The following is a 14,448-nucleotide window of genomic DNA, read 5'->3' on the forward strand; positions in this document are numbered from 1 at the left end:
TTGAAAAGCTACTGCTTCCCGGTTAATCTTAGTCTTGGACGCACTGGTGGCCGTGACCTTGTTGTAAGTGCATCCAGAACTAAATTTTTGATAAATCTGACGGGTAATTGACTAATCTCCCAAGCAAATTCCCAAACCGCGGGCGGTTTTAACTAGAGTACCATCGAAGTCTACGGGTCTGTATTTGGCGATCGCATCTTCTAATGGAACGCTGACAACTTCCCGCTGTTGCCAAGATACCATGCAGTCGTATTTCTCTTCGGCAACTAAATCAACTGCTGCGACACCAAAAGCCGAAGCAATTAATCTTTCTAGGGGAGAAGGAGTTCCGCCGCGTTGAGTGTGCCCCAAAACTGTCACACGAGTTTCTGCACCGCTACAATCAGAAATTGTATCGGCTAAATATTGACCAATGCCGCCTAATCGACTTTGGCCTAAGCGATTTGTGTGCATTACTAACTCGCCTGCTTCTGTGCGGACAGCCTCGGCTACTATAATTAAACAGTAGTTTTTTCCACGTTGTTGGCGTTCTTGAATTTTCGCGCAGATTTCAGAAATTTTGTAAGGAATTTCGGGAATCAAAATTATATCAGCTCCGCCAGCAATTCCGGCACTAATCGCAATATGTCCGGCATCGCGTCCCATGACTTCAACAATCATGACGCGGCTGTGACTGGCTGCGGTAAAATGTAAGCGATCGAGTGCTTCTGTGGCAATATTGACAGCAGTATCAAAACCGATCGAACGCTCGGTAATACCGACATCATTATCAATAGTTTTAGGAATAGCTACTAAATTCAAATTGCCTGCTTTGGCAATCTTTCTGAGAATCGCGAGACTACCGTCGCCACCAATGCCAATTAAGGCATCCAGCCCGAGTTTATGATAGCCTTCGATAATATCATCAGAGCGATCGCGCAAACTCCCATCAGGCATCGGGAAGGCAAAAGGGTTGCCCTCATTTGTAGTTCCTAGCATCGTACCGCCAATGGTGAGCCAGGAGTCTACTTTCTCCACATTCAAGGCCATTGCTTCGGGAGGGCGACTCATCAACCCTTTGGTGGCTTGACGAATGCCCATCACTTTCCAATTATAAGTTTCCGTTGCGCGGTAAACAACGGCTCGAATCACGGCATTTAAGCCTGCACAGTCACCCCCGCTGGTGAGAATGCCGATACATTTTTGTTCTCCCATAATTAAGCCAGACTTTTGTTCCTCAGAACATGGTTGATATTTTTAGATCCGATGCGTCGAATCCTGATTTGCGAGGTAAGTAGGTACAAATAAACTTTAATCTGTTACAGAATGTAAAGCTATGATAACCTTTGTGATTGCTTCGTTTCACTTCGTTGTACTAGCAATGACATACTTATAGCCTTTCTCAGAAAGATGAGGTACTATCCGGCATAGGGCATAGGGCATAGGGCATAGGGCATAGGGCATAGGGCATTCGGCATTGGGCATTCGGCTATCCTCACTTTTTTGAGAACCGCTATATGTATTGTCAAGGTTTATCGACCTAATTGAGTGGCTCATTTCTGACGCACTCCACAAGTTCGATCGACTAACTTTCGTAGCGTCCCAAATCACCGTCTCAAATACAACATCAATTCTACTTGGGATTGAGGCGTTTAGAAATTTGATTAATGATGCCGCTGAGAATTGCACCGCCCATGAGAATGCCGAGGGCAGGATTGAATACGGGCTGCCACAGACTGTACCACAAATCGAAACCGAGATTCACGCCAGTCGATCGCCCTGCAACGGCGATCGCAAACCATGCAAAAATAGCCAATACAAAAAATACATCAGCGACTAGAATCAAGTTGAGAAAGTTAAGAATTTTATCTTTCATGGTCGAGGGTTCCTTTTGAGTGTATATGTGTCAACTTTTGGCAAGCGGTTGGTCAGGGGCGGATCGATTGCTGCAACAGGCGATCGAATCTTTGATAAAATATCATTGAATTGTTTTCGCATACTTGTGGTCAAATTATGGTTCGTTATACACTTCCTCAAAGCCCCGAAATTATTTTAACTGTCAAAGGGAAAGATTCAGCGAAAGCCCGGGAAGAAGCAATGGATCGGCTGATGCTGTTGATGGATGAAGGGAAGCTACCTACAGAGCTCGCAGAAGGATTTGGGCCCAAGCAGTTTGTGGAAGTTATCGAAGATGCTACTGTGTCTGACGGGGACGACGCAATTACTGAAGCGGTGCAGATTTTGAGCAATTTGGCAAGTCTCAAATTGAAGGTAATGGAATCCCGTGAAGAAGCCCTCAAAATCCGGGAGGCGATCGATATTTTGTTTACAGATGAGGCTGTGAGTGCCGAAGAAATTGGTCGCCTGAAAGACGGTTTCAAGGTTCTCAAAAACTTCGCTCAAGCTAATGTCCGCTATCGAGAAGCTAGGGGCAAAGCTGAAGAAGCGCGGGCAATTCTTGACGAAGCTTTGCAATCTGTAGAATCGGAAAAAAAGGGGCAGAAGTCGGCGAAATAGTAGCTAACAGTAGGGTGCGTCAGGGCGCAAATTCTTAGTTTGCGATTGTAATATTTTGACCTGACGCACCCTACAATAATTACAATAACCTTATAGAAATCAGGATAAAAATTATGAGCGAACAACAAAAGGGAATTCAGAGAAACTCAATGACAGGAAGCTTGGTGCTGGCCAAGAAATTAGGTTTTGAGCCAAAAACTGTGATTGATGTCGGCGCAGCTTTGGGAACTTTTAACCTTTACGAAACCTTCCCCAATGCGCGACATTTGCTAATTGAACCCATCGCCGAAAATGAACCTTACCTAGCCAAAATTTGCCGCAAGCTCAAAAGTGCAGAATACATCATGGCGGCTGCGGCCAAAGAATCGGGAGTTTTAACTCTCAGCGTCAATCCAGGTATGGTGCACTCTTCGATTTCGCAAAATGCGATTACTGATAGCAGTAATCCTTATTTGAGAAATATTCGAGCAATTACATTGGATGACATATGTAGGGAAAGAAATTTTTCAGGCCCGTATTTAATTAAAGTTGATGTAGACGGTAAGGAATTAGATGTTTTAGCGGGTGCGACTGAGATTTTACAGCAAACTGAATATGTAATTGTAGAAGTTACTTTGTTTGGTCAGATGCATGAGATAATGAGTTTTATGAAGTCGCAAGGATTCGTAGCTTACGATATTGTTGATTTGGCTTATCGCCCGATTGATGCAGCTTTGTGGCAAATTGATATGGCTTTTGTTAAGGAATCTGGTTTATTTAGGAACAATAGCAATTACGCCACTGGAGAGCAGGATATCGAAGCACTGAATTCGCATCTCAAAGTTTATCGGGAAAATTTTATTAAACATATTGATGCTTATTACAGCGACCCGATTGAGCCGGAACCGCAGGTGAGTCAAGCGATTTTGAGCGATGATTATGTCATTATTTGATATGTTGAAAAAACACGCACTCTAGGTTCGTAGTGAGGACTTTAGTCCTTTGATTGATGCGGACTGAAGTCCTCACTACGAACCTGACTATGAACTTAATAAGGCGATCTAGGTTTGTAGTGAGGACTTTAGTCCTTCATGGATGCGGACTAAAGTCCTCACTACGAACCTGACTATGAACTTAATCAGGCTATCTAGGTTTGTAGTGAGGACTTTAGTCCTTCATGGATGCGGACTAAAGTCCTCACTACGAACCTGACTATGAACTTAATCAGGCTATCTAGGTTTGTAGTGAGGACTTTAGTCCTTCATGGATGCGGACTAAAGTCCTCACTACGAACCTGACTATGAACTTATAGTTACAAGCTTAGAAAGGGTACGTTTACTATTTCTCCGGTAATTTCTTCTAGCTGCACTTTTAGTCCTTCGCCTCCGGCTTTGGTGCGGATGTAAGCAAGACCAAAAAAGCCGGATTCGGTTTTGGTAAAACTGGTGAGTTTGCCGACTTTTTCTTCTCCGATTGTGATGACTGTTCCGGGTTCAACTACGCCGTTTAATTGCACGCCCCAAAGTTGCTGTTTGACTCCTTGATAAGTGTTCAAACGGGCAATTGTTTCTTGGCCTATGTAGCAGCCTTTGTCGTAGGTAATTGTGTGTAACAGGCGCGCTTCTAGGGGGTTGTAATCGTCTGTGAGTTCAAAATCTGGTGCGGGGCGTCCTTGTTCGATGCGTAGTTGTTCCCAAATTCGATCGCCCATTGGTACAGCCCCAGCTTTGACTAATTCAGTCCACAAGCGGGCTGCATCGGTTGCTGACGCAATTAATGTGTATCCAGGAGTGGCTAAACCGCTACCAATCGCAACTCTGACTTCTATACCGGCAAGGTCGATCGACTTGTGGGTAGCATAAGCTGTATGATCAAGTTCGGTAACTCCGAGTTTTTCTAGTAGTTGAGTGCTTTCGGGGCCGAGGAGACTGAAAGCAACGGTTGTATCGGTTATGTCTGTTAATTCTACGCGATCCATTGGGAAAATGTAGCGATCAAGCAATTCGAGTAATTGGCCGCGGCGGTTGGCTGAAACGAGCAAGATTACAGCATCTTCTGTAGCATAGGCTGTCGCGAGGTCGATCGTCCTAGCTGTAGATGTGACGAAAACGGTGTCGCAACCTTGACCGGGTTTGAGTATGTTAAAGTTATTGGTACTTTGATTGTGCAGGAACCGCAGGCGATCGCTATCGGAGATTTGAATGCGTCCCCAGTGAGTGCGATCGCACAAAGCTACACTTTGTTTGGTTGCTGCGATGGCGGCTGCGTCGTTACCAAAACTGATGGGGACTGTTTGTGTGGTTGCTAACTCGGCAAAAGTAGCACCGGCGGCGGCTTGAATGTCGTGCAATTCTTGAATTAGCATAGGATTTGAAATTTAAGATTTGACTGTGTATTGAATGATTAATGCTGGGTTTGAGTTTGAGTTTGCGATCGCACTCGCAGGCCAAGAAACTGGGTTTTTTACAGAATCTCCGGTGTGTAACCAAGTCTTGTCCTGAAAAAAAACAGTTTCCAACTAGCCATGACTAATAACTAATGACTAATGATATCGTGTCCGGTCGATTGACAACTATAAAATTGGCTCGTAGTGTGGACTTTAGTCCGCAGTCTAAGAGCGGACGCCAGGACACACTACGAACCGTTTTTGTTACTATAGTTAATGATTCAAATTAGCAAAGACTTCTTGGATTAATTGACTAGCTTTAGCATCAAGACAATTCCAATCTACATCGCCAGTGTCCTCATCAATCAAAACAGTGTCAATTATGACTTCCTGACTCTGCATTGGAGTATGGGCTGGCTGGTAGTTGACAAAGCAGACTCGATAGCAAAGTTCCCAAATATCCACGGATCTTTGCTCGCCTTGATGCTCTAAAATTAGTTGATATCCGGGAATCGGAACCTGTACTTCTTGATAAGTTCCTTTCCAGACTGACTCCTCTAGTTCTTTGCGGATGTTGTCGAGGACTCGGATCATGGCAGGCTGCATGAGTAGTTCAGCTTGTTTCCAGGCGATCGGGCTAGTTATTTTAGGCTTCATATACGCGATGTTAAAAAGGAAAATCAATGAATTAATTTTCCAGCATTGGGTGCCAACTTGTGAGACATCCGCCACAAAATGTTAAGTTTGGTTCAAAAAGACTGGTTGAAACCGCGTCTATAAAGACAAAACCCACGTCTTTAAGTTGAAGACTGGGCTGTTAAAATTACCTTACCTTCTTGAGTCCGCGGAGGCGGACTTCGTTTGTGTAGACGCGGTTTTAACCGCCGTCTTCTCTTCAAGCCCTTGGCAACAGCTTTTCAATTGAGTATGGGCGATGTAGGATTTGAACCTACGGCATCCTGCGTGTAAAGCAGGCGCTCTACCACTGAGCTAATCGCCCGATTGCGCTTACAGGGATTTATCATATCACAGTATCCCAGAAAGATCAACTAAAAAAATCATAAACATTTAATGCCCTCTGGCCGCACGCACGATCGAATAACTCTATGGACTTTGCCCTTGGTGGCAGGAGTCACCTTTGGCCATACTCAAAGCAGCAGCCTGACTTTGCTCGTTTCCGGCAGCTTCTTAGTCGGCGGACTGATGTTTGGCCCTGATTTAGATATCTACTCTTGTCAGTATCAGCGCTGGGGATGGTTCAAATTTATTTGGCTACCCTACCAAAAAAGCCTGCGCCACCGCTCTGTCTGGTCTCACGGGCCGCTGATTGGCACTGCTTTGCGAATCTTGTACCTCGCTACCTGGATCGCGGTTGTGGGAGTGTTGGGATTGACGATCGCCGAAAAAATTGGCAACTTAGCCGGGAATTGGCAGGATGCGGTTTTGGATTACGGTCGATCGATCTTGGCACACTATATCGAAATTATAGCCATCTACATCGGTCTTGAATTGGGCGCGATGAGCCACTATCTGAGTGATTGGGGTGGCTCGGCTTACAAACAGTTCAAAAAGAAAGGATTTAGCGGGTTGCGTCCTCCTAAGACTATTAAGAGGCGCAAAAGTAAAGCTCCCCGCCGCACATCTAGCAAATCTAATAGGTAAATTCTGATGTCTAATTCCCAAAGTCGATCGCTCGTAGCACTCGAAAACCTAATAGAAGTTGTAGCTAAATTGCGATCGCCAGACGGCGGATGTCCTTGGGATTTAGCCCAAACTCCCCAAACTCTGATTCCTCACATCATTGAAGAAGCCTATGAAACCGCCGACGCGATTCGCAAAGGAGACAAAAGTGCGATCGTTGAAGAATTGGGCGACTTGCTATTACAGGTAATTTTGCAAGCACAAATTGCCAGCGAATCAGAACAATTTAGCATCGCCGAAATCGCTGCGGGGATTACCGAAAAACTGATTCGCCGCCATCCCCACGTCTTCGGGGATGCGGAGATTAACAGCGTGGATGAAGTGAACGAAAACTGGGAAAAAATTAAAGCAGCAGAAAAAGGCATAACTGCGGAGAACCCAGCAACTTTAGCCTCAAAAATGAGCCGTTATGCGAGCACTTTGCCGCCCATCGCCGCCGCCGCGAAAATCTCTCGAAAAGCCGCGGAGGTGAGTTTTGATTGGGACAGTGTAGACGGTGTTTGGGATAAGTTTCATGAAGAAATGGCCGAATTTGAACACGCTCTCAAACACGAGGATCGGGCGGCGCAGGAGTCCGAGTTGGGGGATATTATGTTTGTGTTGGTTCAATTAGCTCGCTGGTACGATTTAGATGCGTCGGCTGCTTTGCAGGGAACGAGCGATCGCTTTGTACAGCGGTTTGCTAAAGTTGAGGCTGCGTGCGATCGACCTTTATCCGATTATCCGCCCGAAGAGTTAGAGGCTTTGTGGCAAAAAGCTAAGGCTTTACTAGCGAAGCAAAAAGGCGATGCTTAATATCAAATCCGTTGGTATCAGAATGATTAATCTCTCTCATTTATCCTCCTCTGCGCCCTCTGCGCTCTCTGCGGTTAAAAACTCCAAATCTAACTAATTTGGTTTAATCAGTTCAGATATCAACTACTCATAGAGCTGCGCGTCGTTGTACGGCGGATGTTCGCAGGCGATGTAAAGGGCGTTTGTCGGTTCGAGGGGTTGATTTGTCACAGGATCGATCGGCTTGAGGACAAAGCATAACAGAGAGAGCGATCGCCAATCCAAGCTTTCTAACTTCCCTCTTTCGTAGCGGCTGACAGTCGCATTACTGATACCGACATCTTTCGGTACAGGTTCTCCGGCTGTCCGAAACAAAGCCGCCTCATATTCTTTTGTCACCATTTCAGTTTCAATAATTGACCAACCTCGAAGCTCTCTACCTGCTTTCAGAAGCTTTCCCAGTCTACCGCGTCCCGTATCGCTAAATCGCACAGGACGCAGCTTTTCCTGCTCGACTACAGCCTTAAAGTCAAGAAATCCCGGCATTTTACAGTCCTATAGGTCATAAACTAAAAGTCACATAAAAACTAACCGAAGATCCAAGTTTAGGAGTTAGAGGCTATGTAGCAGTAAGCTAAAGCTTCAATTGCTAAGCAAAAGGGCGGGACAAAGCAACTTAAGAGTCGGTAATCTCTTCGTAAAGCTTCGCATCGTTGTACGGCGGGTGTTCGCAAGCGATGTAAAGGGCGTTTGTCGGTTCGAGGGGTTGATTGGTCACTGGATCGATCGGCTTGAGGACAAAGCATAACAGAGAGAGCGATCGCCAATCTAGATTATCCAACTTCCCGCGTTCGTAACGGTTGACTGTGGCGGCACTGATACCGACATCTTTGGGTACAGGTTGATTTGTCGCGATGAAAAGCGCCTCTTCGTACCCCCTTGTTTTGAACTGCGTTTCGCTAACAGACCAACCTTTTGTATGTCTTGCAGCCTTTAACATCTTACCCAAACGCATCCGCCCCGTCTCCGTGAAGCGAACGGGACGCAATTCCTGCCGGTTATCTACCACAGCGTTGTTAGAGAGTGCTGACATTTTTTCCACCTAGGTTAACTCTCAAACTAGCACAGCATCAATGATTGAGGGTTGTACGAGCAATATCTGAGTTTAAATTAACTTTTATTTCATAAGTGAGATAAGAATCTGAGATAGAGTAATATGTAATTGAGTCTAAACAGAACTTGCATCTCAATCCCTGAGTATACAGCCATGACAGCACTATTTCGCCGTATCATGCCCTCGAAAAAACTCCGTATCACCGCGCGATCGATCGCCCAATTCCTGAAAATGGGTCAAAATCTGATTAAGCGGGTGGAGTGCTGGGCTTGCGTAGTGTTCGTGCACCATCACAAAGGCGGACAATTTATCTCGTACCGCAGGCTGGAAGAATGGCAAAATGCAATCGCCCATCAAATCCAAAGTTGCTCAACCCTATCGCAACTCTCGCAGCTCAAAACATCAATTCTGTACGACAGCCGGAAATTCAAAAAACAATATCTCCCAAAAACCCTTGACTTATTAAATCAAATGTGCATTGATAGACAAGATATTTTAGAAATCTGGGAAAGCTCAAACAGCATTGCTTCCTAGCAGAAACTCAGCAAAGTTGCTGGGGTTGCTTTCATAGGGGAATATCGGTATCATTTCTCAAAATTTAGAACTAGCCTTCGGGGTTTCGGCGGTCGTAAAAGAAATACGGTAAGTGGGAAACTCAGCGACTTTAGTCCTGAGAGGGAAACGACCAGGCGGTTTCAACCGCGTTGAATCTTTCCATTACCGCCTTGGAACTGGTTAATTCGGTGTGCTGTTGTGTTGCACTTTCAACGGGACAGTTACCATTTCAAATCTTCCAGTCCTGTACGCATAATGGTTGCCTTTGTTGGGCTCCCTTGCGGGGTAATGTTCGCTTGTCGGTCAATGTTATAGGGGCTTGTGAGGCCAGCAGCACTGTCTCAGTGACTTTAAGACTGTTTAACTACTGGCGATAGAGCGGAAAACTAGCGTCGCATTCTCCGGTATCGTGACCCGAATAACGTAGACCTCGAAAGTCTTAGGCTGGTCAGAATAGCTTACTCGATTACTCTTGCAAGCGAGGGTGTCTTTAGACCTGAGTTCCTGACTTAATACTTGCATTGAGCAACACCGCCAAAGCTGTAATTTCTCAACAATAAAGGCGGTCAGTATTAGTCTACTCCTCGTAAAGCTGCGCGTCGTTGTATGGCGGATGTTCGCAGGCGATGTAAAGGGCGTTTGTGGGTTCGAGGGGTTGATTTGTTATGGGATCGATCGGCTTGAGGACAAAGCATAACAGAGAGAGCGATCGCCAATCTAGATTATCCAACTTCCCGCGTTCGTAACGGTTGACTGTCGCAGCACTAATACCCACATCTCTAGGTACGGGTTGATTTGTCGCCGTGAACAGCGCTTCTTCATAGCCCTTTGTTTTGAACTCTGTTTCGCTAACAGACCAACCAGTTTCCCGTCTTGCTACTTTCAAAATCTTGCCCAAACGCATCGGTCCCGTCTCAGTGAAGCGAACGGGACGCAATTCCTGCCGGTTATCTACCACAGTCTTGTTAGAGAGTCCTGACATTTTACGGCTAAGCCTCAACGTTTGGATTCCAAAACTCAGTTCCAATCAACAGCAAGTCTTCCAAAGTCAGCAAACGCTCTTCAATCGGGTGAACCGGTTCGAGAACATCGAGAAACAGCCACAAAAGATCCGGTGCTGGCTTGTTGTAATAGCCATTTTCAATTCTCGAAATCCCTGCAATGCTGACCCCCAAAACTTTCGGCAAAGGCTCTCCTGCTAGAGTATAGAATTGAACCTCATGCTGCTTGGTCTGTTCGCTCAATTCGTGAACGCTCCAGCCCCTAGCTTCCCGCCACGATCGCAAAAATTTACCCAACCGCCGTAGCCCGGTGTCACTAAATCTTCGTCTCAGGTATTCTTTTTCTCGTTTAGCTTCTGCTACAACCATTAGTCATCCCCTATCTGCATAAAGCTACGCTATCACGCCATAAAGCTAAGGTATCACGCCAGACTTTTTAGTTTTATATTTTAAGTTGCAAACTTAAGATGCTGTGTTACAATGTTGGAACAGGGTAGTAAATAAAAACCATGACACCATTATTTCGGCGCATCCAACCATCTAAAAAACTCCGCATCACCGTGAGGTCGATCGCCCAAATGCTGAAAATCAGCCAAAATCTAATTAAGCGAGTCGAATCTTGGGCTAACGTGGTGTTTGTGCATCGGCTCGACAAAGGCGGACAATTTATCTCCTACCGCAGGCTGGAAGAATGGCAAAACGCGATCGCCCATCAAATTCAAACTTCCCCCACCCTCTCGGAACTCTCGCAACTGACAACATCCATTCGCCACGACAGCCGGAAATTCAAGAAACAATATCTCCAACAAACACTTGACTTTTTAAATCAAATGTGCATTGAAAGACAAGACACTCTCGAAATCTGGGAAAGCTTAAACAGCCTTGCTTCCTAGGAGAAACTCGGCAGATTTCCGTGTCTAAAACAGAAGCGAAACATTTGCGAGCAATTACGAGACAAATTTACCCCAAAATCACGCGCAAATGCTCCGCCACATCTGCCACAAAAGCAATTAAGACATTGCTTGAGCGACATAATCAAAATAAGGAGCAGCTTCCCTAGCATCATCCTGATTGAGCAAAGCCAAAGAAGCTTCCTTCAAACAGCGAATAGCTTCAGCCATGCCAGGAACAGGAACGCCCAGAGAATTGTACATTTCCCGAACGCCAATCAAACCGATACTTTCGATCGGCTCCTTGTCACCAGCTAAGATACCGTAGGTAATCAGGCGCAAATACCAGCCGTAATCGCGCAGACACAAAGCGCGTTCGCGTTGGCCGTAAGCATTGCCGCCAGGGGAGATAAAATCAGGGCGTTTTTTCCAAAGTTTTTTGCTAGCTTCTTCAACAATTTTTTTCTCACTGTCAGAAAGCGCAGTAGCAATACGCACCCGCTGTTCTCCCGTCTTAAAAAAATCATTGATGCTTTGGAGTTCGCCGGTACTGGGATAACGAAGTTCGTCATCGGCTTGGAGAATAAATTGGCTAACTACGCTCATTGTTATTCAAATTTGAGGATATTTGAGGAAAAGATTGATTGACATTCCCATCTGTTAAAGATGAGATTCTTGCTTCGGCGACTTACCTTGCTGCTAACATTAATCGAGTCCAGAAGCAGGCGGTCAACCTCCGCAAGCGTTATGCTTAGTGACTAAGCCAGTTTCCTTGTGTCCCAAGGTACTCTGGGAGAAATTCAAAAACTGCGATCGAGAGTTTGGATGTCGGCAGACATTTAGACTGTTTGACGAGTTTTGGCCCATCAAGCCCCAATAGCATATCGCACAGGCTCGATCGAGGACAACGTTCTCTCTTTGCAAGCTTTGGCTGTAGCATCCAGGGGTTCGGAAGCACGAAGACTTCCTGCACTTGAGCTTGAGTGGGATGGCTTACGCCTCGCTTCGGTACGATCGATCTCTCAAAAAAGAGATCAATATTGCATTAACATATTAAATCCTACCACGACTACTTGTGACCAAATCTAAATTCCCCACCCGAAACTCGACGAAAGTGGCAAACCCTTGCCAGCAAGGTCAACTGATTGAGCTTGAGATTACCGACTTGGCAGACACCGGCGACGGAGTTGGTCGTTTTGGTGAATTAGTGGTGTTTGTGCCCGATACCGTAACGGGCGATCTAATCCTCGCGCGCCTCGTGCAAGTCAAATCAACCTATGCTACAGGTAAGCTGGACACACTTCTGGAAGCATCCGAACACCGCATCCGACCCAACTGCATTGTCGCCGACAAATGCGGCGGCTGTCAGTGGCAACACGTAGACTATCAACATCAACTTACAGCCAAGCAAAATCAAATCATTCAAGCCTTAGAACGAATTGGCGGATTTAGCGATGTGCAAGTCGATGAAATTTTAACTGGAAAAATCGAAGAATTTCCCCAATTTTTGGGATACCGCAACAAAGCGACGTATCCCGTAGCAATTTCTGCGACTGGTCAAGTACAAGCAGGTTACTATCAAAAAAGCACCCACAAATTAGTCAATCTAAATCAGTGTCCGGTGCAAGATCCACGCCTCAATCCATTATTAAAAGAAATCAAAGAAGACATCCACTGGAGAGATTGGCCAGTCTACGACGAAAAGAAACATACAGGAGAATTGCGTCATTTGTCCTTGCGAATCGGACGGCGCACGGGAGAAATGCTGCTAACTTTAATAGTTCGCACCGGAGAGTTGCCGGGAATTGAAGCACAAGCCGCTGAGTGGCTAAAACAATATCCTGAACTTGTAGGTGTTTGTTTGAATGTAAATTCAGCTCAAACTAATGTGATTTTTGGTGCGGAAACTCGCTGCATTGCCGGCCAGTCTTATCTGCGAGAAAAGTTTGCGGGTTTGAACTTTCAGCTAAGGGCAGATACTTTCTTCCAGGTAAATACAGAGGCTGCTGAGGCTTTGTTGCAGGTGATAGTTGGGCAGTTGAATTTGCAGGGAAGCGAGGTATTGGTGGACGCTTACTGCGGAATTGGGACTTTTACTTTACCGGTGGCCAAGCAAGTCAAAATTGCGATCGGTTTAGAAGTGCAACCTGCTGCGATCGAGCAAGCTAAATTAAATGCTGAATTAAATGACTTAAAAAATGTCGATTTTCAGGTAGGAACTGTAGAGAATTTGCTGCCTTCCCTGGGACTGACACCGGATATTGTGCTGCTAGATCCGCCGAGAAAAGGGTGCGATCGGGCGGTGTTGGAAACAATCAAGGAAATGAAACCGAATCGGATTGTTTATGTTAGCTGCAAGCCTGCGACTTTGGCTCGCGACTTAAAGATTTTGTGCGAAAATGGGGATTATCAGTTAGCGCGAGTGCAGCCTGCGGATTTCTTTCCTCAGACTTCTCATGTGGAGTGTGTGGCTTTTTTGGTGAAGCTACCGGCTTGATGATTCGGCGATTGAAATCGCTTCTAGTCAAACGAAGTCCGCGCAACGTGAGACTAAACCTTGACTTTCTCTGGGTGCGAACCTTACTTCGACGATCGTTTTTTGCACGTAAAGGGCGATCGACTGTTTTATTCTTTTCATTTTGGTTGAGTGTTATAATATTGATGCTAAGCTCCTGTAGAGATAGATCTAAAAAGCAATGACATCAGCTTTAATTTATCCTCATATCGAGAAAGTAGCGGGTCAACCCGCACGGTTGCAACGGATACCGCGCGTGCGGGTTGCTCAGATTGTCATGGATTATCTAGCTTACGGTTGGTCAGTGGAGGAAATATGCCGCCAGCATCCTTATTTGATGCAGTCAGAGGCTCATGCAGCGATGGCTTATTACTTCGACTTTCAAGCAGAAATTGATCGGGAAATTCGGATGGAATGGGAGCAGGTACAACAGGAAAACTCTTTGCTTTCGCGTTCACCATTTTTCGTGAGAATGCGAGCTAAGGGGTTGTTATAAGTGGCAATTGCTCTGTACATGGATGTTCACATTCCGCAAGCAATTACCGAACAGTTGCGCCGTCGCGGTGTGGATGTTTTGAGTGCGATCGAAGATGGTGCGACAGAATTGCCGGATGACGAACTTTTGGAACGTGCGACTGCGTTAGGGAGAGTATTGTTTACTCAAGATATCGGTTTTAGGGCAATGGCTCACAATTGGCAGCATCAGGAAAAAAAGTTTGCTGGTTTGATATTTGGACATCAGCTAGGCGGTACGATTTTGGGCCGAATTTGAGGCATGATGTAGTCGGCGATCGCCACAATTAACCGATTGTGAGTTTCCTGCCAGAAATCGGGGTGTTCTAAGTAGGGGTCGATGCCGGGAAAGGGTGATGGCATAGGACTTTATTGGGATTTGTTGATTTTAAAATCATTTTAGCACTCGGTTAATGTTGCGACAAGGGCGATCGTTTTTGGGAAGAAAAGGGCGATTTTCTACGGGATAGCTGTACTCGTGCGTAATTTAATTAGATTGGTGGTGAAAGGGCGAGCGCACTTAC

At 45.7% G+C, this 14,448-nt stretch carries 18 protein-coding genes, 1 tRNA gene and 1 pseudogene; 9 read left to right on the forward strand and 11 right to left on the reverse strand.

Annotation, left to right across the window (positions count from 1 at the left end; translation table 11 throughout):
- Positions 1–111: 111 nt before the first annotated feature.
- Positions 112–1,194 (reverse strand): ATP-dependent 6-phosphofructokinase, encoded by a 1,083-nt coding sequence (locus tag QZW47_RS09690; protein WP_293126511.1) that lies wholly within the window; start codon positions 1,192–1,194, stop codon positions 112–114.
- A 418-nt stretch (positions 1,195–1,612) separates the two neighbouring features.
- Positions 1,613–1,855, reverse strand: a complete 243-nt coding sequence (locus QZW47_RS09695) for a hypothetical protein (protein ID WP_293126513.1) — start codon at positions 1,853–1,855, stop codon at positions 1,613–1,615.
- 137 nt (positions 1,856–1,992) lie between these two features.
- On the opposite strand from QZW47_RS09695, the gene QZW47_RS09700 reads away from it, so the two are divergent.
- Complete coding sequence (locus tag QZW47_RS09700) at positions 1,993–2,496, forward strand: hypothetical protein (protein WP_293126515.1); 504 nt, start codon at positions 1,993–1,995, stop codon at positions 2,494–2,496.
- A gap of 113 nt (positions 2,497–2,609) precedes the next feature.
- The gene (locus QZW47_RS09705; RefSeq protein WP_293126517.1) at positions 2,610–3,428 is read left to right on the forward strand and encodes an FkbM family methyltransferase; all 819 of its coding nucleotides are present in this window, start codon (positions 2,610–2,612) and stop codon (positions 3,426–3,428) included.
- A 359-nt stretch (positions 3,429–3,787) separates the two neighbouring features.
- On the opposite strand, the gene QZW47_RS09710 is transcribed toward QZW47_RS09705, so the two are convergent.
- From QZW47_RS09710 to QZW47_RS09720, 3 genes are all read right to left on the reverse strand, one after another.
- On the reverse strand, positions 3,788–4,840 hold the full coding sequence (locus QZW47_RS09710; RefSeq protein ID WP_293126519.1) for a folate-binding protein: 1,053 nt from the start codon (positions 4,838–4,840) through the stop codon (positions 3,788–3,790).
- Positions 4,841–5,134: 294 nt separating this feature from the next.
- Complete coding sequence (locus QZW47_RS09715; RefSeq protein ID WP_293126521.1) at positions 5,135–5,518, reverse strand: hypothetical protein; 384 nt, start codon at positions 5,516–5,518, stop codon at positions 5,135–5,137.
- A 271-nt stretch (positions 5,519–5,789) separates the two neighbouring features.
- A tRNA-Val gene (locus QZW47_RS09720) sits at positions 5,790–5,861 on the reverse strand.
- Positions 5,862–5,932: 71 nt separating this feature from the next.
- Here QZW47_RS09720 and QZW47_RS09725 point away from each other — a divergent pair.
- Both QZW47_RS09725 and mazG read left to right on the forward strand, forming a co-directional pair.
- A complete protein-coding gene (locus QZW47_RS09725) occupies positions 5,933–6,523 on the forward strand; it encodes a metal-binding protein (RefSeq protein WP_293126523.1) in 591 nt (196 codons plus the stop codon).
- Positions 6,524–6,529: 6 nt separating this feature from the next.
- Positions 6,530–7,357, forward strand: coding sequence for a nucleoside triphosphate pyrophosphohydrolase (gene mazG / locus QZW47_RS09730; RefSeq protein WP_293126525.1), 828 nt, complete (start codon positions 6,530–6,532; stop codon positions 7,355–7,357).
- Positions 7,358–7,480: 123 nt separating this feature from the next.
- On the opposite strand, the gene QZW47_RS09735 is transcribed toward mazG, so the two are convergent.
- Together QZW47_RS09735 and QZW47_RS09740 are read right to left on the reverse strand one after the other, a co-directional pair.
- The gene (locus QZW47_RS09735; RefSeq protein WP_293126527.1) at positions 7,481–7,882 is read right to left on the reverse strand and encodes a helix-turn-helix transcriptional regulator; all 402 of its coding nucleotides are present in this window, start codon (positions 7,880–7,882) and stop codon (positions 7,481–7,483) included.
- 130 nt (positions 7,883–8,012) lie between these two features.
- Entirely contained in the window at positions 8,013–8,429 is a 417-nt protein-coding gene (locus tag QZW47_RS09740) for a helix-turn-helix transcriptional regulator (RefSeq protein ID WP_293126529.1), read from the reverse strand.
- A gap of 174 nt (positions 8,430–8,603) precedes the next feature.
- On the opposite strand from QZW47_RS09740, the gene QZW47_RS09745 reads away from it, so the two are divergent.
- Positions 8,604–8,984 carry a hypothetical protein gene (locus tag QZW47_RS09745; RefSeq protein WP_293126531.1) on the forward strand — a complete coding sequence of 127 codons (381 nt, stop codon included), beginning with the start codon at positions 8,604–8,606 and terminating at the stop codon, positions 8,982–8,984.
- Positions 8,985–9,582: 598 nt separating this feature from the next.
- Here the strand turns inward: QZW47_RS09745 and QZW47_RS09750 are convergent.
- Positions 9,583–9,987 (reverse strand): helix-turn-helix transcriptional regulator, encoded by a 405-nt coding sequence (locus QZW47_RS09750; RefSeq protein WP_293126533.1) that lies wholly within the window; start codon positions 9,985–9,987, stop codon positions 9,583–9,585.
- A gap of 7 nt (positions 9,988–9,994) precedes the next feature.
- The gene (locus QZW47_RS09755) at positions 9,995–10,375 is read right to left on the reverse strand and encodes a helix-turn-helix transcriptional regulator (protein WP_293126535.1); all 381 of its coding nucleotides are present in this window, start codon (positions 10,373–10,375) and stop codon (positions 9,995–9,997) included.
- 140 nt (positions 10,376–10,515) lie between these two features.
- Between QZW47_RS09755 and QZW47_RS09760 the strand changes: the two genes are divergently transcribed.
- Positions 10,516–10,899 carry a hypothetical protein gene (locus QZW47_RS09760; protein WP_293126537.1) on the forward strand — a complete coding sequence of 128 codons (384 nt, stop codon included), beginning with the start codon at positions 10,516–10,518 and terminating at the stop codon, positions 10,897–10,899.
- Positions 10,900–11,016: 117 nt separating this feature from the next.
- On the opposite strand, the gene apcD is transcribed toward QZW47_RS09760, so the two are convergent.
- Positions 11,017–11,502, reverse strand: a complete 486-nt coding sequence (gene apcD / locus QZW47_RS09765; protein ID WP_293126539.1) for an allophycocyanin subunit alpha-B — start codon at positions 11,500–11,502, stop codon at positions 11,017–11,019.
- A 469-nt stretch (positions 11,503–11,971) separates the two neighbouring features.
- Between apcD and rlmD the strand changes: the two genes are divergently transcribed.
- The 3 genes from rlmD (at position 11,972) to QZW47_RS09780 (ending at position 14,183) form a co-directional block, all read left to right on the forward strand.
- Positions 11,972–13,393 carry a 23S rRNA (uracil(1939)-C(5))-methyltransferase RlmD gene (rlmD, locus tag QZW47_RS09770; RefSeq protein WP_293126541.1) on the forward strand — a complete coding sequence of 474 codons (1,422 nt, stop codon included), beginning with the start codon at positions 11,972–11,974 and terminating at the stop codon, positions 13,391–13,393.
- A gap of 199 nt (positions 13,394–13,592) precedes the next feature.
- The gene (locus QZW47_RS09775) at positions 13,593–13,907 is read left to right on the forward strand and encodes a DUF433 domain-containing protein (protein ID WP_293126543.1); all 315 of its coding nucleotides are present in this window, start codon (positions 13,593–13,595) and stop codon (positions 13,905–13,907) included.
- 18 nt (positions 13,908–13,925) lie between these two features.
- Entirely contained in the window at positions 13,926–14,183 is a 258-nt protein-coding gene (locus tag QZW47_RS09780; protein WP_293126919.1) for a DUF5615 family PIN-like protein, read from the forward strand.
- On the opposite strand, the pseudogene QZW47_RS09785 reads toward QZW47_RS09780, so the two are convergent.
- Positions 14,168–14,287: pseudogene (locus QZW47_RS09785) on the reverse strand (DUF4058 family protein); the annotation flags it as partial. The gene QZW47_RS09780 and the pseudogene QZW47_RS09785 overlap by 16 nt on opposite strands.
- Between the last annotated feature and the right edge of the window lie 161 nt (positions 14,288–14,448).

The sequence above is a fragment of the Microcoleus sp. bin38.metabat.b11b12b14.051 genome, from assembly GCF_013299165.1.
Lineage (GTDB): Bacteria > Cyanobacteriota > Cyanobacteriia > Cyanobacteriales > Microcoleaceae > Microcoleus.

Bases quoted from the DNA above. Each gene is read 5' to 3' on its own strand.
- QZW47_RS09690 (WP_293126511.1), bottom strand. From the start codon at position 1,194: ATGGGAGAACAAAAATGTATCGGCATTCTCACCAGCGGGGGTGACTGT.
- QZW47_RS09695 (WP_293126513.1), bottom strand. From the start codon at position 1,855: ATGAAAGATAAAATTCTTAACTTTCTCAACTTGATTCTAGTCGCTGAT.
- QZW47_RS09700 (WP_293126515.1), top strand. From the start codon at position 1,993: ATGGTTCGTTATACACTTCCTCAAAGCCCCGAAATTATTTTAACTGTC.
- QZW47_RS09705 (WP_293126517.1), top strand. From the start codon at position 2,610: ATGAGCGAACAACAAAAGGGAATTCAGAGAAACTCAATGACAGGAAGC.
- QZW47_RS09710 (WP_293126519.1), bottom strand. From the start codon at position 4,840: ATGCTAATTCAAGAATTGCACGACATTCAAGCCGCCGCCGGTGCTACT.
- QZW47_RS09715 (WP_293126521.1), bottom strand. From the start codon at position 5,518: ATGAAGCCTAAAATAACTAGCCCGATCGCCTGGAAACAAGCTGAACTA.
- QZW47_RS09725 (WP_293126523.1), top strand. From the start codon at position 5,933: ATGCCCTCTGGCCGCACGCACGATCGAATAACTCTATGGACTTTGCCC.
- mazG (WP_293126525.1), top strand. From the start codon at position 6,530: ATGTCTAATTCCCAAAGTCGATCGCTCGTAGCACTCGAAAACCTAATA.
- QZW47_RS09735 (WP_293126527.1), bottom strand. From the start codon at position 7,882: ATGCCGGGATTTCTTGACTTTAAGGCTGTAGTCGAGCAGGAAAAGCTG.
- QZW47_RS09740 (WP_293126529.1), bottom strand. From the start codon at position 8,429: ATGTCAGCACTCTCTAACAACGCTGTGGTAGATAACCGGCAGGAATTG.
- QZW47_RS09745 (WP_293126531.1), top strand. From the start codon at position 8,604: ATGACAGCACTATTTCGCCGTATCATGCCCTCGAAAAAACTCCGTATC.
- QZW47_RS09750 (WP_293126533.1), bottom strand. From the start codon at position 9,987: ATGTCAGGACTCTCTAACAAGACTGTGGTAGATAACCGGCAGGAATTG.
- QZW47_RS09755 (WP_293126535.1), bottom strand. From the start codon at position 10,375: ATGGTTGTAGCAGAAGCTAAACGAGAAAAAGAATACCTGAGACGAAGA.
- QZW47_RS09760 (WP_293126537.1), top strand. From the start codon at position 10,516: ATGACACCATTATTTCGGCGCATCCAACCATCTAAAAAACTCCGCATC.
- apcD (WP_293126539.1), bottom strand. From the start codon at position 11,502: ATGAGCGTAGTTAGCCAATTTATTCTCCAAGCCGATGACGAACTTCGT.
- QZW47_RS09775 (WP_293126543.1), top strand. From the start codon at position 13,593: ATGACATCAGCTTTAATTTATCCTCATATCGAGAAAGTAGCGGGTCAA.
- QZW47_RS09780 (WP_293126919.1), top strand. From the start codon at position 13,926: ATGGATGTTCACATTCCGCAAGCAATTACCGAACAGTTGCGCCGTCGC.